This window comes from Kitasatospora sp. NPDC004614 (genome assembly GCF_042873675.1).
Taxonomy (GTDB): Bacteria; Actinomycetota; Actinomycetes; order Streptomycetales; family Streptomycetaceae; genus Kitasatospora.
Map to the genome: position 1 here is coordinate 453,686 of NZ_JBIALR010000002.1, position 20,734 is coordinate 474,419.

Below are 20,734 nucleotides of genomic sequence, written 5' to 3' on the forward strand. Positions count from 1 at the left end.
GGTCATGACCTCAGTCCACGTGACCGGCCCCCGCCTGACGCTGCGCGAGATCGAACCCGGCGACACCGACGATCTCCTGGCCATCTACGGCGACCCCGAGGCCACCCGGCACCTCAGCTTCGAGCCCCGCACCCGGGATCAGGTGCAGGCGATCGTCGACCGCTCGATCGACTCGGCGAAGCACGACCCGAGGACCGAGTACGGCCTCGCCGTCACCCATCACGGCGACCATCGCCTGATCGGCTACGCGCGGCTGGCGACGGAGCCCCAGCAGGCCGCCACCATCGGCTTCGCCCTCCACCCGGCCGAGTGGGGCAAGGGCCACGGCACCGAGGTCGTTCACCTCCTGTCCGCCCTCGGCTTCAACCTCCTCGGACTGCACCGGATTTGGGCCGCACGATCCCCCCTCAACGAGGCATCCGCCCGGACGCTCCTGCGAGCAGGGATGGCCGAGGACGGCCGCATCCGCGATCACGTCTTCGTCAACGGGGCCTGGCGCGACTCGATCACCTACTCGATCCTGGAGCACGAGTGGATGCCCATCGACGGGCTGGAGGCCGGCGAGCTCGTCGAACCTGACACGGCGGCAGCCCAGTTCCCCGACCGCACTTCTGGCAGCGATGGCTCAAGGGATGGGTGAGGCCGTGCTCGCCGAACTTTCTGCGCCACGCCTGGTGGTCCCCGGCATCGCCGAGTTCGCGCGCGGCGGGTTGCCTGACCCGCCGTCGAGTGACGACGGCAACCACTGGGTCGACGGATTCTGCTGGCTCTACTGCGGCCAGCAGTGGACCAGGGTCCTGTGGATCGGTCCGGCCAGCGTCGCGGGAGCCCAGGCGGCCATGTACGGCTGCGAGCTGTGCATCCGAGAACTTCAGGAACGGGTGTGGCGCTCGATCCTCCTCAACGACGAACCGGTCGGTCCTGCACCGGCAGTCGCCCAAGGTGGAAAACGTGCCATCAGCAGCCGCCCCGACCGCCACCGCCGTACCGGCTGGTCGTTCTCGGGCAGGTGACCTCGCCCCCGGCTGGTCCTGAGACCACGACTGTCGGGGCCAGCGCTGAAGTGTGCTGACCCCGACGGATTCTGGAGATATCAGGCTGGCAGAGAGTCGATATTCCTTCCGTGTCGTATTCCTCGGGTTTGATCTCTGTGGGGCCTTCGGCGGCAGTCGATGTCAGTACAACGGCCTGGTCGCGCCCTGGAGACCTAGCATGAGGGGACCCCGGCAAGCGTCCTCGCGCTGCCGCGGCGTCGGTGCCGCTCTGAGTCAGCGTGAAGGGCATACGAGGTCGAAGGCTGCTTGATCATCATGGTGGACTGCTACTACTCCAGGAGCTGGTTTAGCTGCCGCATGGCCTTCAGGAAGGTCGTGGCGGCGGCTGCCAGGCCGGCGACGATGCCCGTCGCCGCAGCATACTGCGGCTCCGCGACGACCTCCGCCCCAACGAAGGCGGCTGCTCCCGCCGCCACTCCAGCGAGCCCCGCGACGATAGCCGCGCCGAACATGATCACCAGCCAGCGCAGGGGCAGACGGTTCCCGTTGGTCCCGTTCCCACTCGGGTTGCCCGTGTCTATGCTCATGTTGTCGGACCTCTTTCTCATGCCTAAACCGGAAGCCGGCGACATCGAACGCCCCCGTAATGTCGGGGTCGCTGCCGACTACGTCCAGCTTCCGATGGGCTGTGGGCGCAGCACTAGGCCCGCCCAGTTAGCTTTCTGTCGGATAGTTAGCCCATGAGCGAAAGCACAGATCCGCAGCCGTCTCCCGCTCACGCGGGTAAGGAGACAGCGCGGGAGGAGCAGTCAAACGCGATCTTCGGCGGGATGATCGGGCCCGGCGGCGCACAGATGATGTTCACCAGCGACCAGCGCGTGTCGTTCGAGATCAAGAACCTGTCCGGTGACTACAACTTCCATGTCGACGCCCGCCTGAATCGGTATGGGGATGCCGAGATCACCGCGATCGGCGTGTCGTTGAAGCCCGATGCCGACCTCACCGGGATCCAGAACTCCACTCAGCTCCCCATCGCCCTCGCCCGGCACCAGGCCGAGGTGATGCTGAATTCGCCTTGGTCGGCCGAGTCCGTGATCTCGATCATGGTCACGCAGGACACCGAGCTGCCGACCCAGGGGCGACGCAGTGCACCAGACCGCCTGCTGAAAGTTGCCTGGCTCCACCGGCACGCTGAGCGCACGAACAAGACGCCCGGCAGCGTCATCCGTCGGCACTTCGGCATCACGAACAAGGTCACCGTCAGCAAGTGGGTGGCCGAATGCCGAGAGAAGGGCTACCTGCCCCCAAGGACGAAGAACGTGAAGGCCGCGGAGACCACCCGACCTACCGACTCGGCGACCACCACGGACCAGCTCGAGGAGGCGATCGTCCGCAACCGCTTGGACATGCTCGCCATAAGGGGCGGTGACGTGGGAGAGCTTGCGGCAGCGCTGCGTCAGGAGCTCGACGCCGCAGCCACCGAACCCCATGCCCAGGTGGAGTTCAACCGCAAGGAACTCCACCCACTGATTCCTGAATTGGAGATTCCGGAGCCCCCTGAACGGACTGCGCTCCTGCTCCTGATCGATGCCTGCAAGAGCTACCAGACGACGTTCAACAGGCTCGCGGTTAGCCACAGGAACCGGCCGCCCGTGGAGATCGCGGTACTACTCGCGGAGGCTGCCGCCCGGTGCCGGCTGATCTTCACCTACGAGGCGATCGCCGAACAAGCGATCACCATTCGAGAGCGCCGGACGGCTCGGTTCCGAATCGCCCCTGACCAGCTGCCGACAGTGGCATTCGCCCCCACAGTTGCCGAGTGGGATCCAGCCCCGCGTCTCGACGACGCGGACACGTACGGCAATGTCGAATGCTCTTGCGGCTGCGAAGGATGAGAGCGAACCTCGACCGTCTCCGGACCGCTCTGGCCGACACCCGATAACAGCCACTCAGAACCGGCGAGGTGCTCTCTCGTTGCATCGGTGACCCGACACAGGCTAACGCTCGCGGCCGGAGTGTAGGCCGAAGACCCAGACCCCGGCTGAGCCGCACGTCAGGCCATCTGATCGGCGCATGTCGCATTGTCCCAACGAATGCAATTCGGCCCGTTAGTTCCACGTGGTGCCCGGCGAGCAGGCCGTCCAAGCCCAGCGCCCTCATGCCGTCGTCGAAGTTCTCCCACTCGTGTTCGGGCTCGGTGAAGTACAGGTCGAAGTACGCGCGGGTGAGGTCGGGCTCTTCCCACTCGTGCGCGCAGCGGCAACGGACGAAGATGTGGTGGCGGACGTTGAGGAGGAGCCAGTCGCGGCGGGCGTGGCAGCGGGCGCAGGTGAAGAGGGGGTGTTCGAGCAGCTCAGCGGGCTGTTGAGGCGTCTGGTCCGCACCGCCGAGGGCCGCGCTCCGGAGCCGACGGCCTGCATCATCGACTCCCAGAGCGTGAAGACCTCCACGAACGTCCCCACCTCCTCGCAGGGCGTCGACGCCGGCAAGAAGATCGTGGGCAGGAAGCGGAACATCGTCACCGACACGATTGGCCTGCTGCTGATGGTCCTGGTCACCGCCGCGAGCGTGCAGGACGGCACCGCCGGCCGACAACTGCTGACCGCGGTCGCCACCGAGCACCCCGCCGTCCGCAAGGCCTGGACGGACATGGGCTACAAGAACGCCGTCGTCGAACACGGCGCCATCCTCGGCATCGACGTCGAGATCGTCCGCCGCGACCCCGCCACCAGGGGATTCGTCGTCCAGCCCCGTCGCTGGGTCGTCGAACGCACCTTCGGCTGGCTCATGAACCACCGTCGTCTCGCCCGCGACTACGAAGCCCTCCCAGCCCGTTCAGAAGCCATGGTCCACGTCGCGATGATCAGCCTCATGACCCGCCGACTCACCGGCGAGAACACCCCCCACCTGGCGCGGAACCTGATCATCAGAATCCGGGGTGAAACGCCCAGTGAGACCACGGCACGACGACGATGGCCCCGACCGCTGTGCGGTCGGGGCCATCGTTTGCCCTGGCGGGCGGAGGCGGAGGATACGAGATTCGAACTCGTGAGGGGTTGCCCCCAACACGCTTTCCAAGCGTGCGCCCTAGGCCTCTAGGCGAATCCTCCGTGGGAGAGCTTAGTACATGTTGAGGGGTGGTTGCGACCACGCTCTCGCAGGTGGGTGGAGGGGGTGGCCTGCGGATCGGAGATCGGGGAGGAGGTTGGGGTGGGTGGGGGGAATGGGGCCGGGATCCGCTACTCTTGGGGCAGCCCCTCGTGTGGCGTCATCTCTCTGAACCCCCCCAGGGCCGGAAGGCAGCAAGGGTAGGAGGGCTCTGGCGGGTGCGCGAGGGGTCCTTGCGTTTCCGGGGCCGGTGGTGGTGGAGCCACGTTTGTCCGTTGGTCCCGATATCGTCGGTGGCGTGTCCCTAGCCCTGTACCGCCGCTACCGCCCCGAGACCTTCGCGGAGGTCATCGGGCAGGAGCACGTGACCGTCCCGCTCCAGCAGGCCCTGCGTAACAACCGGGTCAACCACGCGTACCTGTTCAGCGGGCCGCGCGGGTGTGGAAAGACGACCAGTGCCCGCATCCTGGCCCGCTGCCTGAACTGTGAGCAGGGGCCGACCCCGGAGCCGTGTGGGGAGTGCCAGTCGTGTCGCGACCTGGCGACCGGCGGGCCGGGTTCGATCGATGTGATCGAGATCGACGCCGCGTCGCACGGTGGTGTGGACGACGCGCGTGAGCTGCGGGAGCGGGCGTTCTTCGCGCCGGTGCACAGCCGCTACAAGATTTTCATCCTGGACGAGGCGCACATGGTGACCTCGGCCGGCTTCAACGCGCTGCTGAAGGTGGTGGAGGAGCCGCCGGAGCACCTGAAGTTCATCTTCGCCACCACCGAGCCGGAGAAGGTGATCGGGACGATCCGGTCCCGGACCCACCACTACCCGTTCCGGCTGGTGCCCCCCGGCACGCTGCGCGACTACCTGGCGCAGGTGTGCGGTCGCGAGGGCATCCAGGTCGAGGACTCGGTGTTCCCGCTGGTGGTGCGGGCCGGCGCCGGGTCGGTGCGTGACTCGATGTCGGTGATGGACCAGCTGCTGGCGGGTGCCGGCGAGGCCGGTGTGACGTACCAGATGGCCACCTCGCTGCTGGGGTACACCGATTCCTCGCTGCTGGACGAGGTGGTGGACGCGTTCGCGGCGCAGGACGGCGCGACGGTGTTCCAGGTGGTCGACCGGGTGGTCGAGGGCGGGCATGACCCGCGCCGGTTCGTCACGGACCTGCTGGAGCGGCTGCGCGACCTGGTGATCCTGGCCACGGTGCCGGACGCGGGCGAGAAGGGCCTGATCGACGCCCCGGCCGACCGGGTCGCGGTGATGCAGGCGCAGGCCGACCGTTTCGGCCGGGCCGAGCTGAGCCGTGCCGCGGACCTGGTCAACACCGGCCTGACGGAGATGCGCGGCAACGCCGCTCCCCGCCTGCAGCTGGAGCTGATCTGCGCCCGGGTGATGCTGCCCGGCGCGTACGGGGACGAGCTGTCGACGCAGGCCCGGCTGGACAAGCTGGAGCGCCGGGCCGCCACAGGCGGGTTCGCCGCGCCGATGGCGTTCCAGCCCGCGCCGGTGGAGGCGCCCGTGCAGCCGCAGGCCCCGGCAGCCCAGCCGCAGGCCCCCGCCGCCCCGGCCCCCGCACCCGCCCCCGCACCCGCACCCGCACCCGCCCCGGCGGGCCCGGCCCCGGGCGCGTGGCCGATCGCACGCAGCTTCCCCCCGGCCGACCAGACCCCGCCGCCGCCCGCCACGGCGGCCCCGCAGACCCCGGCCCCTGCCCCGCAGGCCCCGGCCCCTGCCCCGCAGCAGCACGCCCCGCAGCCGCAGGCTCAGGCCGCGCCCACTGCCCAGCCCTCGGTGGCGGCGCAGCAGGGCGCGGGCCAGATCCGGCAGATGTGGCCGCAGATCCTGGAGGCGGTGAAGAACCGCCGCCGGTTCACCTGGATCCTGCTCAGCCAGAACGGCCAGGTGGCGGGCTTCGACGGCAGCACCCTGCAGGTGTCGTTCGTGAACGCGGGCGCCCGGGACAGCTTCGTCGGCAGCCACAGTGACGAGGTGCTGAAGCAGGCGCTGACGGACGCGCTGGGTGTGGACTGGCGGGTGGAGTGCATCGTCGACCCGTCGGGTGGCACGTCCTCGCCGTCCGGCCAGTCGGCCGTCTCGTACGCGCCCCCGGCCGCCCCGATGGCCCCGGCTCCGGCCGCGCCGGCGGGCGGTGCCTGGGGTGGCACGCAGGCGCGCGCCCCGCAGCCGTCCGCGCCCGCGCCCGTCGCGCCGCCGGTGCAGCAGGCTCCGCAGGCCCCGGCCCCGCAGCCGTCCGCGCCCGTCGCGCCGCCGGTGCAGCAGGCGCCGGCCGCCCCGCCGGTGCAGGCGCCCCCCGCGGTGGCGCCGGAGGACGACATCCCGGAGGAGGACGACCCGGACCTGAACGAGGACGTGTTCTCCGCGCAGGACCTGATCGTTCGGGAGCTGGGGGCGACGGTGCTGGAGGAGATCCACCACCGTCCGGGCTGAGTCGTCGCAGGCAGCACGGGGCTTCCGGAACTGACGTGGGGCCGACGGGCGGCCGCGTAGGCTCGGGGGCAGGTGTCGGCGCGGGTGCCCGCGGTGGTTCGCGTCGGCCTGGTGAGTGCCGATGGATCGAGGAGAGTGCCGTGTTCCCTGGTGGCCAGCCGAACATGCAGCAGTTGCTGAAGCAGGCGCAGAAGATGCAGGAGGAGCTCGGCCGGGCTCAGAAGGAGCTCGCCGAGACCGTGGTCCGCGGCTCCGCGGGCGGCGGTCTGGTGGAGGTGACGGTGACTGGCGCCGGCGAGCTGACGTCGGTGACCATCTCCCCGGAGGCGGTCGACCCGGAGGACACCGAGACCCTGGGCGACCTGGTGCTGGCCGCGGTGCGGGACGCCAACGCGGCGGCGCAGAAGCTCCAGGCGGAGCGGATGGGCCCGCTGACCCAGGGCCTGGGCGGCGGCATCCCGGGCCTCCCGTTCTGAACCACACGCGGCACCGTGCAGCGCTGAGCGGTTACTGAACGCTCGCTGCCAGTGAGTTGTGTGATTTATGAGCCAGTAGGGCGTCGGGCGGTGTGTCCGGCGCCCGATTCGTTGGATGATGGCACCGGAGTGCGAACCCCGGTCGAAGGAAGGCGTGGCGGTGTACGAGGGCGTGGTGCAGGACCTGATCGACGAGCTGGGCAGGCTGCCCGGAGTCGGTCCGAAGAGCGCCCAGCGGATCGCCTTCCACATCCTGCAGGCCGATCCGACGGACGTGCGGCGGCTGGCGTTCGCGCTGCAGCAGGTGAAGGAGAAGGTGCGGTTCTGCGCGGTCTGCGGCAACGTCGCGGAGTCCGAGCAGTGCCGGGTCTGCCTGGATCCGCGTCGCGACCTCGCGGTGATCTGCGTGGTGGAGGAACCCAAGGACGTGGTGGCGATCGAGCGGACGCGTGAGTTCCGCGGCCGCTACCACGTGCTGGGCGGGGCGATCAGCCCGATCGAGGGGGTCGGTCCGGACGATCTGCGGATCCGCGAACTGATGACCCGGCTCGCGGACGGCACGGTCACCGAGCTGATCCTGGCCACCGACCCCAATCTGGAGGGGGAGGCGACCGCGACCTACCTGGCCCGGCTGTGCAAGCCGATGGGCCTCAAGGTCACCCGGCTGGCGAGCGGACTGCCCGTCGGCGGGGACTTGGAGTACGCCGACGAGGTCACCCTCGGCCGGGCGTTCGAAGGGAGACGACTGCTCGATGTCTGACCGAACCGACACCGCTCACCGAACCGACACCGCTCACCGAACCGACGCCGCACACCGCGACACCGCGCTCCGCGACACTGCCGGCGCGCGCCAGGACGCCACGAGCCAGGACGCCGCGCGCCAGGACGCCACGAGCCAGGACGCCGCGCGCCACGACACCGCCGACCGTCCCCACCCGTCGGACCCGGCCGCGCTGCTGGGCCGGACCGAGGCCCCGGACGACTTCGCGGTGCAGATCGCGGATTCGGTGGAGAGTTTCGTGCTGGCCGTCACCGAGGTCGCCAAGGGCGACGAGCCGGGCAGCGCGATCTCGCTGCTGCTGCTGGAGGTGTCGCAGCTGCTGCTGGCGGGCGGCCGGCTGGGCGCGATCGAGGACGTGCTGCCGGATGACCGCTTCGAGCCGGACGCCGGCCCGGAGCCGGACGGGGTGGAGCTGCGCGAGCGTCTCGCCGAGCTGCTGGCGCCGATCGACGTCTACCACGAGGTGTTCGACCCGTACGGCCCGCCGGAGAAGCCGAGCGCGTTCAGGATCTCGGACGACCTGGCCGGGGTGGTCAGCGAGCTGAGCCACGGCCTGACGCACTACCGCGAGGGCCGGGTGTCGGAGGCGCTGTGGTGGTGGCAGTTCTCGTACCTGTCCAACTGGGGTTCGACCTGCACGGCGGTGCTGCGGGCGCTGCAGTCGCTGATCGCGCACGTGCGGCTGGACTCGCCGCTGGGCGCGGTGCCGGACGGGGCGGACACTGACGACGACGGGTTGACGGACGAGCAGCTGGAGCAGCAGGCGGGCGACCTGATGGCGGCCGAGCTCGGGCTCTAGGCCGGAGCCCGGGGGAGTGTGACGCATCCGTCACCCGCGCGCCGGAGGCGAAGATTCCGGTACCGGGGGCGGTGTGCGGGCGGCGATTCTTCGGGGTGGGCCGCCGGAGCCCGCAGACCTGACGGTCCCCGGTGATCAGATTTCGATATTCACATCTCACGATGTGGAAGACGTCGGTCGCAACATCCCTGCTCGTTAGACTGACGGTGACCCAACACCCCAAGTCGAGGAGCCCCCGTGGGCCTTGTCGTGCAGAAGTACGGCGGCTCATCCGTCGCTGATGCCGAAGGCATCAAGCGCGTCGCCCGCCGAATCGTGGACACCCGGAAGGCCGGCCATGAGGTCGTCGTCGTGGTCTCTGCGATGGGTGACACCACGGACGAGCTCATCGAACTCGCGGAACAGGTGACGCCTATTCCGTCCGGCCGTGAGTTCGACATGCTGCTGACCGCCGGAGAGCGCATCTCCATGGCGCTGCTGGCGATGGCGATCAAGACGCTGGGCTTCGACGCCCAGTCGTTCACCGGCAGCCAGGCCGGTGTGATCACCGATTCGACGCACAACAAGGCGCGGATCATCGACGTGACGCCGGGCCGGATCCGCAACGCCCTGGACGAGGGCAACGTCGCGATCGTGGCCGGCTTCCAGGGCGTTTCGCAGGTCTCCAAGGACATCACCACGCTGGGCCGTGGCGGCTCCGATACCACCGCGGTGGCGCTGGCGGCCGCGCTGGGCGCCGAGGTCTGCGAGATCTACACCGACGTGGACGGCGTGTTCACCGCCGACCCGCGGGTGGTCAAGAAGGCCCGCAAGATCGACTGGATCGCCTTCGAGGACATGCTGGAACTGGCCTCGTCCGGTTCCAAGGTGCTGCTCGACCGCTGTGTGGAGTACGCGCGGCGCTACAACATCCCCATTCACGTACGATCGTCGTTCTCCGGTCTGCCGGGGACCATCGTCAGTGGCACCAACCCGAACCAGCCCGAAGGGGGCGAGATGGAGCAGGCCATCATCTCCGGAGTCGCCCACGACACGTCGGAGGCCAAGGTCACCGTCGTCGGTGTGCCGGACAAGCCGGGCGAGGCGGCCCGGATCTTCCGCGCCATCGCGGACGCCGAGGTCAACATCGACATGGTGGTGCAGAACGTCTCCGCCGCCGCCACCGGCCTGACCGACATCTCCTTCACCCTGCCCAGCACCGAGGGCCAGAAGGCCATCGACGCGCTGAGCCGGGTCAAGGCGGGCATCGGCTACGAGTCGCTGCGCTACGACGACGCGATCGGCAAGATCTCGCTGGTCGGCGCCGGCATGCGCTCCAACCCGGGCGTCACCGCGACCTTCTTCGAGGCGTTGTCCGAGGCGGGCGTGAACATCGAGCTGATCTCCACCTCGGAGATCCGGATCTCGGTGGTCACCCGCGCCGAGGACGTGCCGGAGGCGGTCCGCGCCGTGCACACCGCCTTCGGGCTGGACAGCTCCGGCGACGAGGCGGTCGTCTACGGCGGCACCGGCCGCTGAGGCTTGTCCAGCGAGATCGCCCGCACCTGAGGTCCGCGCACAGCGCAGAGGTTGTGTGCGGGACGGGTGAAGCGGACCCTGACCGTCCGCCGGGTCTGCCAGAATCCCCCTTCGGAGCGATGTGTTCCGGAGGGGGATTCCTCTCTGCGGAAGAACTCCCCCGGCGCGGGGCAACCAGGACAGGGGATCGGGTGTCCAACCAGCGTGACGAACGTGACAGGGGCGGTGGTGGCGATCACCCTGCCCGGGGCGGCCCGGCGGGCCGGTAGTCGGATGGGCTTTGCTGCGGCGGCAGCGGACGCGACCGGGGCCAGCGTCGACCAGCTCACCGACACCTACCGGGCCCACTACCGTTCCCTGCTGCGGCTTGCCGCACTGCTGCTGGACGACCTCTCCTCCTGCGAGGACGTCGTGCAGGAGGCGTTCATCCGGGTGCACGCCGCCCGGCGCCGGGTCCGCGATCCCGAGAAGACCCTCGCGTACCTGCGGCAGACCGTGGTCAACCTCTCCCGCTCCACGCTGCGGCGCCGACTGCTCGGCCTGCGCCTCCTGCCCAAGCCCATGCCTGACATGGCCAGTGCAGAAGAGGGGGCATACGATGCGCTGGAGCGCGACGCACTGAAGGCCGCGCTACGGGGGTTGCAACGCCGTCAGCGGGAGGTGCTGGTGCTGCGCTACTACGCGGACCTGACGGAGGCACAGGTCGCGGAGGTGCTCGGCATCTCCGTCGGCTCGGTCAAGGCCTACGGGTCGCGCGGACTGGCTGCCCTGCGGGTGCGGCTGGGGTCCGCCGATGACTGACCCGCACCGGCCCGGCCCGCAGCACGAACTGAGCGAGGACCAGCTCCGCGACCGGCTGCACCGCGCCGTCGCCGGTGTCCAGCCCGAACCCGGGGCGCTGCCCCGGCTGCGCACCGCCGTCCCCCGCCGCCGGGCCGCCCGGCGGCGCGCCTGGGGCGGCGCCGCGGTGCTGGCCGCCGCCGTCGTCGGACTGCCCGTGGTGCACGCCGCCCAGCCGTTCCACCTGTCCGGCGACCCCACCGGCGGCCAGGCCGCGCCCGGTGCCACCGCCACCCCGGACGCCTCGGTGGCCGCCCCCGGCCACCCGCGCAACCCCGCCGGCGCGACCGCCGCCGGGCCCGACGGCGCCGGCCCCGAGACCTCCGCCGACCCGAGCGCCGACAGCAGCCCGGGCGGGCCGCCCGTCGTCGTGCCGCTGTGCACCGGCACCGACCTCGGCCGGGGCGAGGTCCAGAAGGCCGCCGCCGCCACGGCCGACGGCCGGATCTACGGCTGGTTCCAACTCACCAACACCGCCGGGCATCCGTGCCGGATCACCGGCCCGGGCGCCGTCACCATCGACCCCGGCACCCTCGGCGTCCGCCTGCTCGCCCACACCGTCGGTGACCCGGCCGAGGCGCTGCCCGACCCGGCCGGGCTGCCCCGCGAACTGCTGCTCACGCCCGGTGGCTCCTACCTGGTCCGGTTCGCCTGGGTGCCCACCGGCTGCCCCACCACCTCGCCCTCCCCGGTAGACCCGCAGCCCAGCCCCACCCCCAGCGGCGGCGCAATGCCCGGCACCGATACCCCGGCCGGCAGCGCCCCCGCGGTCGACCCCAGCCCCACCGGCGCGTACGCCCCCGCCGGCCACCAGTCGCCGCGCGACACCTTCCGGCTCGGCTACACCCCCGACCCGGCCACCGGCTTCGCCGCCACCACGGTCCTGCCCACCGGCTGCGGCGGCACCGTCTACCACTCGGCCCCCGAACCGGCCCCCACCACCGGCGTTCCGGCCCCCTCGCCGAGCGCCGGCGCCTGACCGCCCGCTCAGGCCTGCCGGGTCGGCAGCACCACCACGTGCCGCAGGTTGACGTGCCGCGGCCGGCCGACGACGTACCCGACCAGGTCGGCGACATCGGCGGGGGAGAGCGCGCCGATCGCCGCGAACATGGCGCCGAGCTGCCCGTCCGGCCCGAGCGCCGGGTTGTCGATGTGACTGCCCAGCTCGGTGTCCGTGAGCCCGGGCTCGACGGCGGTGACGCGCACGTCGCGCGGGCCGTACTCGGAGCGCAGGGCGGCCGACAGCTGGGTGACGGCGGCCTTGGTGGCGCCGTACACCGCGTAGTTCGGGAAGACCACGTGGGCGCCGATCGAGGAGACGTTCACCAGGTCCGCGGTGGCGCCGGCGGCCGCGGCGGCCACCAGGTCCGGGCCGAACGCGCCGACCACCCGGAGCACCCCCGTCAGGTTGGTGTCGATCATCCGGGTCCATTCGTCGATCCGGCCGTCGTCCACCGGGTTGGGCAGCATCACGCCGGCCGCGTTCACCACCAGGTCGACCCGCCCGAAGGCGGCGTGCGTCAGCTGCCGGGCCGCATCCACCGAGGCCTGGTCGGTGACGTCGGCGGGCACCGCCAGCGCGTTCGGGCCGAGCTCGGCGGCCAGCCGCTCCAGGCGGTCCTTGCGGCGGGCCAGCAGCGCCACCCGGGCGCCGTCCGCGACCAGCTGCCGGGCGACGGCCTCGCCGATGCCGCTGGCGGCGCCGGTGACGACGGCGGTCCGGCCGTCGAGGGTCTGGTGTGCCATGGAAGTCACGCTCCTGTTCGAGTCTGCTGCGGTGACGTCCACGAGTCTCGGCGCGGACCGCGGGCGGACCCAGGGCTGTGCTTTTCCTGGGTCTGCGAGAACCACCTTCGTGACACCGGCCGTATCGTCGGGGCATGAGCGAACTGGGGGAGTTCCTGCGCCTGCGCCGGGCCCGGATCCGGCCCTCCGACGTCGGACTGCCGGAGTTCGGGCGGCGGCGCCGGGTGCCGGGGCTGCGCCGCGAGGAGGTCGCGCAGCTCGCCGGGGTGAGCGTCGACTACTACGTGCGGCTGGAACAGGGCCGCGGCGACGGCGTGTCCGCGGAGGTGCTGGACGCGGTCGCCCGGGTGCTGCGCATGGACCGCACCGAACGGCAGCACCTGCACGACCTGGCCCGGCCACCGCGCGAGCCCGCCCGGCCCGGCCCGCGGCAGCTGCGGGGCGGCCTGCGGCTGGTGCTGGACGCGCTGGACGCGCCCGCGTTCGCGCTCGGCCGGTGCCTGGACGTGGTGGCCTGGAACGCCCTGGGCGACGCGGTGATGGGGTTCTCCGACATGCCGCCCGGGCAGCGCAACGTGGCCCGGCACGCGTTCCTGTCGGCGGCCGGACGCCGGCTCTACCCCGAGTTCGAACGGGTCGCCGCCGAGACCGCGGCGTTCCTGCGGGTGGACGCGGCCCGGCACCCGGACGACCCGGAACTGGCGGCTCTGCTCGCCGACCTCGCCGCCGACCCGCTGTTCGCCGAACTGTGGGCCCGGCACGGCGTCCGGGAGAAGAGCCACGGCCGCAAGCTGCTGCTGCACCCGCGGGTGGGCGAGCTGGACCTCGGCTACGAGACGCTCACCCCGCCCGGCGAGCCCGGGCTGCAGCTGGTCGTCTACACCGCGGAGCCCGGCTCGCCCACCGCGGAGCGGCTCGCGCTGCTGGCGGACGCCGCCCGGATCTGAGGCCGGCTGCTCAGATGCCCAGCGACTCGGCGCGCGCCTCGGCGCGGCGCAGCAGGGCGTGCACCTCGGCCTGGCGGCGGCCTGGGCGGTCGTTCCAGGCGTCGGGGGAGGCGGCCGGGCGGCCGGTGGCGTGCAGCACCTCCATGACCTGGTTGCGTGCCCGCCGCACCGTGTACGCGGTGCCGTAGCCGTGCGCGAGGACGGCGGTCTGCGCGCCGAGCAGGCAGACCCGGCCGGCGGCGTCCCACATCGCGCCCTGGATCCAGCCGGCCTCGGCGAGGTAGTGGGAGGTCAGCCGCAGGTGCCCGGCGACGGTGACCGGTACCGGGCGGGCGGGGCGGCGGACCAGCCGGTCCAGCACGGTGCGGCGGGGCAGCGGGTAGCCGAAGTTCCACGGCCGGTGGACGGAGCCGTACAGCCCGCCGTCGCAGCCGGGCTCCACCGGCGGCAGTGCGGGCAGCGGCAGCAGGGGCAGCCGGTCGGGGGCGGGGAGTCCGGCCAGGTACTGCTCGATCTCCTCGACCAGGCCCAGGTGCTGGGCGAGGACGGGCAGGTCGAGTCGGTCGAGCCGGTCGAAGGACGGCGCTGAAGCGGGCATGGTACAACTCCTCCGGTCGTTATGTCGTATTTGTACCTCTTCCGCTGATCGTCCATCAGGAGCCGCACCGCAGCCGTTTCGTGTCCCCACCGTTCGCTGTCCGCCGTTCCGATCAACGCCCGGAATCGGGTTGGATGAGGGTATGAACGAGCAGACGAACGTCGTGCCGGCGTGGGAGCAGCGGTTCCGGGCAGCGCGGGTCTCGCTGCCCGACTGGGCGGACGAAGCACCCGATCGGGCGCTGTACGTGTCCAACGCGACCGGCACCTACGAGGTGTACGCGTGGGACCGCGCCACCGACGAGCACCGCCGGGTCACCGACCGTCCGCACGGCACCACGGACGCCGAACTCAGCCCGGACGGCGAGTGGATCTGGTGGTTCGACGACACCGACGGCGACGAGTTCGGCGTCTGGCGCCGCCAGCCGTTCGCCGGCGGCCCCGACCAGGAGGCCGTGCCCGGCGTCCCCGCCGCCTACGAGGCGGGCCTGGCGTTCGGCCGTGACGGCACCGTGGTGATCGGTACCTCCACCGACGACGAGGGCACCACCCTGTACCTGCGCCGCCCCGGCGCCGCCGAGCCCACGGTGGTCTACCACCACGCCGAGTACGGCGGCGTCGGCGACCTCTCCCACGACAGCACCCTGCTGGCCGTCGACCACACCGAGCACGGTGACGCCATGCACGGCGCGATCCGGGTGCTGCGGCTGTCCGACGGCGTCACCGTCGCCCAGCTCGACGAGGTCACCGGCCGCGCCGAGCCGCGCGGCGTGTCCTGCCTGGGCTTCGCGCCCGCCGCCGGCGACACCCGGCTGCTGGTCGCCCACCAGCGCACCGGGCGCTGGGAGCCGATGCTGTGGGACGTCGCCACCGGTGCCGAGACCGAGCTGGCGCTGCGCGACGAGCAGGGCCGCCCGTTCCCCGGCGACCTGTCCGCGCAGTGGCGGCCCGACGCCCGCTCGCTGCTCATCGAGCACGAGTACGAGGCCCGCTCCGAGCTGTTCTCCTACCAGTTGGAGACCGGCGAGCTGACCAGGCTGGACACCCCGCGCGGCACCGTCGCCGGGGCCACCGCCCGCCCCGACGGCACGGTCGAGTTCCTGTGGTCCTCGGCCGCCGAGCCGTCCGCGGTGCGCTCCACCGCGGGCACCGTGGTGCTGCGCGCGCCCGGCCCGGTGCCGCCCGGCTCGGTGCCGGTCGAGGACGTCTGGGTGGACGGCCCCGGCGGCCGGGTGCACGCCCTGGTGCAGCGGCCCACCGGCGAGGGCCCGTTCCCGACGGTGTTCGAGGTGCACGGCGGCCCCACCCACCACGACAGCGACTCCTTCGCGGCCGGCCCCGCCGCCTGGCTCGACCACGGCTTCGCGGTGGTCCGGGTCAACTACCGCGGCTCCACCGGCTACGGGCAGGCCTGGACCGACGCGCTCACCGAACGCGTCGGCCTGATCGAGCTGGAGGACATCGGCGCGGTCCGCGACTGGGCGGTCACCTCCGGCCTGGCCGACCCGGACCGGCTGGTGCTGTCCGGCGGCTCCTGGGGCGGCTACCTGACCCTGCTCGGCCTCGGCACCCAGCCCGACCGGTGGACGCTCGGCCTGGCCGCCGTCCCGGTCGCCGACTACCTCACCGCGTACGCGGACGAGATGGAGGCGCTGAAGTCGCTGGACCGCACGCTGTTCGGCGGCACCCCCGAGGAGGTCCCCGAGCGCTGGCACGCCTCCTCGCCGCTGTCGTACGTCGAGCAGGTCAAGGCCCCGGTCTACATCAGCGCCGGCGTCAACGACCCGCGCTGCCCGATCCGGCAGATCGACAACTACGTCCAGCGGCTGGAGGAGCTCGGCAAGGTCCACGAGGTGTACCGCTACGATGCCGGGCACGGTTCGCTGGTCGTCGACGAGCGGATCAAGCAGCTTCGCTTGGAGATCGACTTCGTCCGGCGACACCTGGCCCCCGGCACCGTCCGATGACCAGGTAGACCCGGTCGACAGGGGGGGACTACAACCGATGGGTGGACGCGCCGCGCTGGCCGCCGCCGCGGTCGGCGCGATCGTGCTGACCCTGGCCGGGTGCTCGAACAACCAGAAGTACGACTGCGTGGAGGCCGCCGCCCCCGCGAAGGCCGACACCGGCATCGACCTGCAGGTCCTTGCCAAGGGCAAGAACGGGAGCCGCGGCTCCAAGGGCTCCAGCGGGTCCAGCGGTTCGAAGGGGTCGGGCGGGTCCAGCGGCGGCAAGAACGGGTCCGGCACCTCGCCGTACACGGGGGGCGGCGGCACCAGGGTGGTGCACCACTACCACCACCGGCCGGGCTCCAGCCGCAGCGACGACTACGTCGACGAGTGCGGCAACCCGTCGCCCCCGGCGGGCTTCGGCGGCTTCGGCACCGACTGCCCGAGCCCGAACGCGCTGCCCGCCGCGAGCCCCGCCGGCGGCTCGCCCTCCGCGGTGCAGAGCGGGTCCGCCGCGCCGAGCGCCGCCGCCCCGCCGGTGCCCTGCCCGAGAGGGTCGCCGTCCGGCAGCGCCTCGGCCTCGCCGTCCGCGCTCCCGTCGCCCTCGGCCCCGGCGTCGCCCAGCGCGTCGCGGTCCGGGACGCGCTGAACCAGCAGGCGGGCGGAGGTCAGTCCAGGGCCGGGTCCAGTCCGAGGGCCCGGTCCTGGGCGGCCTCCGCCTCGCGGCGGACCAGCCGGAACCACATGAAGACCACGAACCCGGCGAAGACGAACCACTCCAAGGTGTAGCCCAGGTTCTGGAACGCCCGCAGGCTCAGCCCGTCGCCGCCCTGCGGCTGCACCGTCGGCACCGAGGTCAGCCCCGCCGGGACGTCGTCCGCCGCCACCCAGCCGTCGTACAGCGGGTACGGCAGCACGTTCACCAGCGTCGCCGGACTGATCGTGCCCAGCTGCCCGGCGGGCAGACCGCCCGCCACCGCGCCGCCGCTGCCGCTGTTCTCCGGGGCCTGCAGCCGGCCCGTCACGCTGACCTGCCCGGACGGCACCTCCGGCGCCTCGCCCGGGGAGCCCGCCGCCCAGCCGCGCACCACCGGCACCGCCCGGCCGCCGTCGGTGAGCAGCGGGGTGAGCACGTAGTAGCCGGTCCGGCCGTCCACCGTGCGGTTCGGCACCAGCAGCTGGTGCGCGACGTCGTAGGAGCCGGTGACGCTCACCGTCCGGCCCAGGGTGTCGGTGCCGACCTTCGACGCGGCCTCCGGCAGCACCTCCGCCAGCGGACTCGCCTGCGCCTGGGCGGCCGTGGCGGCCGCCTTGTCGATCTCCTTGTGCGTCGAAACCCGGTCCTCGAACCGGCCCAACTGCCAGGAGCCGAGCATCAGACAGACCCCGATCGCCGCCACCGCGACGACCGAGCCGACGAGCCACCGCGGGCTGAACAGGAACCGGTACACCCCACCACGGTAACCATTCCTGACACCGGCCCCGACCGCCGGGTGCCGCCGCACCCGTAGGGTGGCCACCGTGATCAGCCCACTGAGCGCCGACGAGCTTCCCGCCCACTGCGACGCCCTCGCTGATCTGCTGCTGGACGCCGTCGACGACGGCGCCTCGGTCGGCTTCCTGGCCGGCACCCCCCGCGACGAGGCCGCCGCCTGGTGGCGGACCCTGCACCCGTCCGTCGCGGACGGCACCCGGCTGCTGTGGACGGCGACCGGCCCCGACGGCCGCCTGCTGGGCACCGTGGCACTGGTCCGCGAGAACCGGCCGAACGGCCGCCACCGCGCCGAGGTCTCCAAGCTGCTGGTGCACCGCGACGCCCGCGGCGCGGGCCTCGGCCGGCGGCTGCTGGCCACCGCCGAGCAGGCCGCCCGCGACGGCGGCGCCACCCTGCTGCTGCTCGACACCCAGACCGGCAGCGCCGCCGAACACCTCTACCGCAGCGCCGGCTGGACGGCATTCGGCACCGTCCCCGGCCACGCCGCGACCCCGGACGGCGTCCTCGCCGACACCACGTACTACTACAAGCAGCTCACCGGCTGAACCGGCTTCTGCCTGCTCAGGCGCCGGCGCCGGGCCGGAGGAACTCGGGCTGGTCGAGCAGCCGCAGCCAGCTGCCGTTCGGCTGCTGCCGCACCACCTGGGCGCGCGCCCCGCTGCCGTCCTTCGGCGGGGTGGCGGTCAGCGCGATGCCGTCCGCGGCCAGCGTCGGCAGCGGCTGCTCTGGGGTGAACTGCGGGCGGTGCGTCAGCACCCGCTCCCACAGCACCCGGATCGCCTCCCGGCCGACCGTGAACTGCCCCGGCGGGTACGCCACCACGGCGTGCTCCTCGTACAGCGCGGCGACCCCGGCGGCGTCGCCCGCGTTGGAGCGCTCCACGAACAGCCGGGTCAGGTCCTCGGGGCGCATCGCCTTCTCGTACTCGCTCATCACGGCCTCCTCGTCGTCGTGCCTCCAGCCTCCCGTCCGCCTGATCAGAAGTCCAACAGCTGGTTCTGATCAGAACTAGAATCCATGGTCATGGAACTGAGGCAGCTCGAGTACTTCCTCGCCGTCGCCGAGGAGCGCAACTTCACCCGCGCCGCCGAGCGGGTGCACATCAGCCAGTCCGGGGTCAGCGCCCAGATCCGGCAGCTGGAACGCGAACTCGGCGCCGAACTCTTCGACCGCTCCGCCCGCACCGTCACCCTCACCGTGGCCGGCAAGGCCGCCCTCGAACACGCCCGGCAGGCGCTCGCCGCCGCCCGTGCCGTCGGCCAGGCGGTCGGCGAGGTCAGCGACCTGATCCGCGGCAGCCTCACCGTCGGCATGGTGGCCGGCTGCACCCTCACCCCGCTCTTCGACGGCCTGGCCGCCTTCCACCGCGCCCACCCCGGCGTCGAACTCGCCCTGCTGGAAGGCGACTCCGACCACCTCACCGAAGCCGTCCGGGCCGGCACCCTCGACCTCGCACTGATCGGCTGCGCCGGCACCACCCCCGACGGCCTGGACGCGCACACCCTGATCAGCGAACCCCTGGTCGCCGCCGTCCCGCCCGGCCACCCACTGGCCGGGCCCGGCAGCACACTTGCCGAACTGCTCACCCACCCGCTGATCTGCCTGCCGCCCGGCACCGGCGTCCGCACCGTCCTCGACCGCGACTGCGCCGCCGCCGGACTCACCCCGCGGATCGCCCTGCAGGCCTCCGCCGCCTCCGCGATCGCCGACCTCGCCGCCCGCGGCCTCGGCGTCGCCGTGCTCAGCCGCTCCATGGCCGAGGCGTTCCCCGCCCTGGTGCCGGTCCCCGTCACCGACCTCACCACCCCGGGCCTGCTCGCCCTGGTCTCCCGCCCCGGCCCCGCCCCGGCGCTGCGCGCACTGCTGGCCGAGCTGCGCCGGGCGTTCAGCCGCTGAAACCGAACGCCCGGCGGGGGCCGGTCAGTTCACGAACGCCAGCTCGTGCGGCGTCCCGTTGAACCGCAGGCCGCCGGTCTCCGTCACCGTCACGATGTCCTCGATCCGGACACCGAACCGGCCCGGCAGGTAGACGCCCGGCTCGATCGAGAAACACATCCCCGGCACCAGCGGCCGGGTCTCGCCCTCGATCATGTACGGCGGCTCGTGCGTGGTCAGCCCGATGCCGTGCCCGGTGCGGTGGATGAAGTACTCGCCGTACCCGCCCTCGGTGATCACCGCCCGGGCCACCCGGTCGATCTCCTGGCAGGTCACCCCGGGCGCCACCGCGTCGAACGCGGCCTGCTGGGCCCGCCGCACCAGGTCGTGCACCTGCTGCACCTCCGCGGGCGGCTCGATGCCGACGAACACCGTGCGGGTGGTGTCCGAGCCGTAGCCGTCCTTCAGCCCGCCGAAGTCCAGCACCACGGTGTCCCCGCGCTCGATCACCCGGTCCCCGGCCTCGTGGTGCGGATTCGCCCCGTTCGGGCCGGAACCCACCACCGTGAAGTCCACCTGGCTGTGCCCGTGCTCGAGCAGCAGCGCCGCCAGGTCGGAGGCCACCTCGCGCTCGGTGCGGCCGGCGAACGGCACGCCCAGGATCGCCCCGTACACCAGGTCCGCCGCCGCGCCCGCCGCCGCCAGCCGGGCCAGCTCGTCCGGCTCCTTCACCGCCCGCAGCATCGGCAGCGCCGCCGTCAGCGAGGCGTACGAGGTACCCGGCAGCGCCTCCTGGAACCCCAGCAGGTGCATCGCCCAGGCGTTGTCGGAGATCCCGTACCGGCCGGCCCGGTCCATGTGCGGCGCCAGCACCGCGAACGGGTCCTCGCCGTCGATCCAGTCGGCCATCCGGACGGCCTCCGCACTCGCCGCCCGCTCCGCGTCCGGACGCTCCAGCCTCGGCACCAGCAGCACCGGCTCGGCACCCGGCGCGACCAGCAGCGCCGTCAACCGCTCGGTGTTCACCGGGAGGTACCCCGTCAGGTACGTCAGGTCCGGGCCGGGCGTGACGACCAGCCCCGCCAGACCCGCATCGGCGGCGGCCGTCGCGGCACGGGCCATCCGGGCCTGGAAATCGGCCGTGGTGAACGGCTCGGGCATCAGGATC

General features: G+C 72.3%; 21 protein-coding genes, 1 tRNA gene, 1 other RNA gene and 1 pseudogene. 17 read left to right on the top strand and 7 right to left on the bottom strand.

Annotated features, from left to right (window positions below):
- The first annotated feature begins 4 nt into the window (after positions 1-4).
- Both ACFYST_RS07550 and ACFYST_RS07555 read left to right on the top strand, forming a co-directional pair.
- Positions 5-640: a GNAT family N-acetyltransferase gene (locus ACFYST_RS07550; RefSeq protein ID WP_387860717.1), complete on the top strand. Its 636-nt coding sequence runs from the start codon at positions 5-7 to the stop codon at positions 638-640.
- A gap of 4 nt (positions 641-644) precedes the next feature.
- On the top strand, positions 645-1,013 hold the full coding sequence (locus tag ACFYST_RS07555) for a hypothetical protein (protein WP_387860718.1): 369 nt from the start codon (positions 645-647) through the stop codon (positions 1,011-1,013).
- A gap of 311 nt (positions 1,014-1,324) precedes the next feature.
- Here the strand turns inward: ACFYST_RS07555 and ACFYST_RS07560 are convergent, their stop codons facing one another.
- Positions 1,325-1,582, bottom strand: coding sequence for a hypothetical protein (locus ACFYST_RS07560; protein WP_387860720.1), 258 nt, complete (start codon positions 1,580-1,582; stop codon positions 1,325-1,327).
- 153 nt (positions 1,583-1,735) lie between these two features.
- Between ACFYST_RS07560 and ACFYST_RS07565 the strand changes: the two genes are divergently transcribed.
- The gene (locus ACFYST_RS07565) at positions 1,736-2,890 is read left to right on the top strand and encodes a hypothetical protein (RefSeq protein WP_387860721.1); all 1,155 of its coding nucleotides are present in this window, start codon (positions 1,736-1,738) and stop codon (positions 2,888-2,890) included.
- Between the two features lie 436 nt (positions 2,891-3,326).
- Positions 3,327-3,918: pseudogene (locus ACFYST_RS07570) on the top strand (IS5 family transposase); the annotation flags it as partial.
- Between the two features lie 102 nt (positions 3,919-4,020).
- Here the strand turns inward: ACFYST_RS07570 and ACFYST_RS07575 are convergent.
- Positions 4,021-4,105, bottom strand: a tRNA-Ser gene (locus tag ACFYST_RS07575).
- A gap of 142 nt (positions 4,106-4,247) precedes the next feature.
- Here ACFYST_RS07575 and ffs point away from each other — a divergent pair.
- The 8 genes from ffs to ACFYST_RS07615 all read left to right on the top strand — a co-directional run bounded on the left by ffs (position 4,248) and on the right by ACFYST_RS07615 (position 11,936).
- An RNA gene (gene ffs, locus ACFYST_RS07580) (signal recognition particle sRNA small type) lies at positions 4,248-4,338 on the top strand.
- Positions 4,339-4,401: 63 nt separating this feature from the next.
- Positions 4,402-6,543 carry a DNA polymerase III subunit gamma and tau gene (locus ACFYST_RS07585; protein WP_387860722.1) on the top strand — a complete coding sequence of 714 codons (2,142 nt, stop codon included), beginning with the start codon at positions 4,402-4,404 and terminating at the stop codon, positions 6,541-6,543.
- A 164-nt stretch (positions 6,544-6,707) separates the two neighbouring features.
- On the top strand, positions 6,708-7,019 hold the full coding sequence (locus ACFYST_RS07590; protein WP_380487984.1) for a YbaB/EbfC family nucleoid-associated protein: 312 nt from the start codon (positions 6,708-6,710) through the stop codon (positions 7,017-7,019).
- A gap of 160 nt (positions 7,020-7,179) precedes the next feature.
- Positions 7,180-7,779: a recombination mediator RecR gene (gene recR / locus ACFYST_RS07595; RefSeq protein WP_387640690.1), complete on the top strand. Its 600-nt coding sequence runs from the start codon at positions 7,180-7,182 to the stop codon at positions 7,777-7,779.
- 193 nt (positions 7,780-7,972) lie between these two features.
- Positions 7,973-8,599: a DUF5063 domain-containing protein gene (locus tag ACFYST_RS07600; RefSeq protein ID WP_387861104.1), complete on the top strand. Its 627-nt coding sequence runs from the start codon at positions 7,973-7,975 to the stop codon at positions 8,597-8,599.
- 237 nt (positions 8,600-8,836) lie between these two features.
- Positions 8,837-10,117, top strand: a complete 1,281-nt coding sequence (locus tag ACFYST_RS07605; RefSeq protein ID WP_387639223.1) for an aspartate kinase — start codon at positions 8,837-8,839, stop codon at positions 10,115-10,117.
- 273 nt (positions 10,118-10,390) lie between these two features.
- Positions 10,391-10,918 (top strand): SigE family RNA polymerase sigma factor, encoded by a 528-nt coding sequence (locus tag ACFYST_RS07610; RefSeq protein ID WP_387861106.1) that lies wholly within the window; start codon positions 10,391-10,393, stop codon positions 10,916-10,918.
- Positions 10,911-11,936, top strand: coding sequence for a hypothetical protein (locus ACFYST_RS07615; protein WP_387860724.1), 1,026 nt, complete (start codon positions 10,911-10,913; stop codon positions 11,934-11,936). Before ACFYST_RS07610 ends, ACFYST_RS07615 begins: the two co-directional genes overlap by 8 nt.
- Before the next feature lie 8 nt (positions 11,937-11,944).
- Here ACFYST_RS07615 and ACFYST_RS07620 read toward each other — a convergent pair whose 3' ends face one another.
- Positions 11,945-12,703 carry an SDR family oxidoreductase gene (locus ACFYST_RS07620; RefSeq protein ID WP_387860726.1) on the bottom strand — a complete coding sequence of 253 codons (759 nt, stop codon included), beginning with the start codon at positions 12,701-12,703 and terminating at the stop codon, positions 11,945-11,947.
- Positions 12,704-12,837: 134 nt separating this feature from the next.
- Here ACFYST_RS07620 and ACFYST_RS07625 point away from each other — a divergent pair, with 134 nt between their 5' ends.
- On the top strand, positions 12,838-13,650 hold the full coding sequence (locus tag ACFYST_RS07625; protein ID WP_387860727.1) for a helix-turn-helix transcriptional regulator: 813 nt from the start codon (positions 12,838-12,840) through the stop codon (positions 13,648-13,650).
- Positions 13,651-13,660: 10 nt separating this feature from the next.
- Here ACFYST_RS07625 and ACFYST_RS07630 read toward each other — a convergent pair whose 3' ends face one another.
- Positions 13,661-14,248, bottom strand: a complete 588-nt coding sequence (locus ACFYST_RS07630; protein WP_387860729.1) for a hypothetical protein — start codon at positions 14,246-14,248, stop codon at positions 13,661-13,663.
- A 142-nt stretch (positions 14,249-14,390) separates the two neighbouring features.
- Here ACFYST_RS07630 and ACFYST_RS07635 point away from each other — a divergent pair, with 142 nt between their 5' ends.
- The gene (locus ACFYST_RS07635; protein ID WP_387639210.1) at positions 14,391-16,214 is read left to right on the top strand and encodes a prolyl oligopeptidase family serine peptidase; all 1,824 of its coding nucleotides are present in this window, start codon (positions 14,391-14,393) and stop codon (positions 16,212-16,214) included.
- A gap of 37 nt (positions 16,215-16,251) precedes the next feature.
- Positions 16,252-16,845 carry a hypothetical protein gene (locus ACFYST_RS07640; RefSeq protein ID WP_387860730.1) on the top strand — a complete coding sequence of 198 codons (594 nt, stop codon included), beginning with the start codon at positions 16,252-16,254 and terminating at the stop codon, positions 16,843-16,845.
- A 19-nt stretch (positions 16,846-16,864) separates the two neighbouring features.
- Here ACFYST_RS07640 and ACFYST_RS07645 read toward each other — a convergent pair whose 3' ends face one another.
- Positions 16,865-17,647 carry an SURF1 family protein gene (locus tag ACFYST_RS07645; protein ID WP_387860732.1) on the bottom strand — a complete coding sequence of 261 codons (783 nt, stop codon included), beginning with the start codon at positions 17,645-17,647 and terminating at the stop codon, positions 16,865-16,867.
- A gap of 70 nt (positions 17,648-17,717) precedes the next feature.
- Between ACFYST_RS07645 and ACFYST_RS07650 the strand changes: the two genes are divergently transcribed.
- Positions 17,718-18,236 carry a GNAT family N-acetyltransferase gene (locus ACFYST_RS07650; protein ID WP_387639203.1) on the top strand — a complete coding sequence of 173 codons (519 nt, stop codon included), beginning with the start codon at positions 17,718-17,720 and terminating at the stop codon, positions 18,234-18,236.
- A 16-nt stretch (positions 18,237-18,252) separates the two neighbouring features.
- Here ACFYST_RS07650 and ACFYST_RS07655 read toward each other — a convergent pair whose 3' ends face one another.
- Positions 18,253-18,624: a YybH family protein gene (locus tag ACFYST_RS07655; RefSeq protein WP_387860733.1), complete on the bottom strand. Its 372-nt coding sequence runs from the start codon at positions 18,622-18,624 to the stop codon at positions 18,253-18,255.
- A 90-nt stretch (positions 18,625-18,714) separates the two neighbouring features.
- On the opposite strand from ACFYST_RS07655, the gene ACFYST_RS07660 reads away from it, so the two are divergent.
- Entirely contained in the window at positions 18,715-19,587 is an 873-nt protein-coding gene (locus ACFYST_RS07660; protein ID WP_387860735.1) for a LysR family transcriptional regulator, read from the top strand.
- A 24-nt stretch (positions 19,588-19,611) separates the two neighbouring features.
- Here the strand turns inward: ACFYST_RS07660 and ACFYST_RS07665 are convergent, their stop codons facing one another.
- Positions 19,612-20,727, bottom strand: a complete 1,116-nt coding sequence (locus tag ACFYST_RS07665; RefSeq protein WP_387860736.1) for an aminopeptidase P family protein — start codon at positions 20,725-20,727, stop codon at positions 19,612-19,614.
- Positions 20,728-20,734: the final 7 nt, after the last annotated feature.

Excerpts from the sequence above, each read along its gene's own strand:
- ACFYST_RS07610 (WP_387861106.1), top strand. The coding sequence starts at position 10,391 with ATGGGCTTTGCTGCGGCGGCAGCGGACGCGACCGGGGCCAGCGTCGAC.
- ACFYST_RS07660 (WP_387860735.1), top strand. The coding sequence starts at position 18,715 with ATGGAACTGAGGCAGCTCGAGTACTTCCTCGCCGTCGCCGAGGAGCGC.
- ACFYST_RS07630 (WP_387860729.1), bottom strand. The coding sequence starts at position 14,248 with ATGCCCGCTTCAGCGCCGTCCTTCGACCGGCTCGACCGACTCGACCTG.
- ACFYST_RS07560 (WP_387860720.1), bottom strand. The coding sequence starts at position 1,582 with ATGAGCATAGACACGGGCAACCCGAGTGGGAACGGGACCAACGGGAAC.
- ACFYST_RS07655 (WP_387860733.1), bottom strand. The coding sequence starts at position 18,624 with ATGAGCGAGTACGAGAAGGCGATGCGCCCCGAGGACCTGACCCGGCTG.
- ACFYST_RS07625 (WP_387860727.1), top strand. The coding sequence starts at position 12,838 with ATGAGCGAACTGGGGGAGTTCCTGCGCCTGCGCCGGGCCCGGATCCGG.
- ACFYST_RS07550 (WP_387860717.1), top strand. The coding sequence starts at position 5 with ATGACCTCAGTCCACGTGACCGGCCCCCGCCTGACGCTGCGCGAGATC.
- ACFYST_RS07565 (WP_387860721.1), top strand. The coding sequence starts at position 1,736 with ATGAGCGAAAGCACAGATCCGCAGCCGTCTCCCGCTCACGCGGGTAAG.
- ACFYST_RS07615 (WP_387860724.1), top strand. The coding sequence starts at position 10,911 with ATGACTGACCCGCACCGGCCCGGCCCGCAGCACGAACTGAGCGAGGAC.
- ACFYST_RS07640 (WP_387860730.1), top strand. The coding sequence starts at position 16,252 with ATGGGTGGACGCGCCGCGCTGGCCGCCGCCGCGGTCGGCGCGATCGTG.
- ACFYST_RS07665 (WP_387860736.1), bottom strand. The coding sequence starts at position 20,727 with ATGCCCGAGCCGTTCACCACGGCCGATTTCCAGGCCCGGATGGCCCGT.
- ACFYST_RS07620 (WP_387860726.1), bottom strand. The coding sequence starts at position 12,703 with ATGGCACACCAGACCCTCGACGGCCGGACCGCCGTCGTCACCGGCGCC.
- ACFYST_RS07590 (WP_380487984.1), top strand. The coding sequence starts at position 6,708 with ATGCAGCAGTTGCTGAAGCAGGCGCAGAAGATGCAGGAGGAGCTCGGC.
- ACFYST_RS07635 (WP_387639210.1), top strand. The coding sequence starts at position 14,391 with ATGAACGAGCAGACGAACGTCGTGCCGGCGTGGGAGCAGCGGTTCCGG.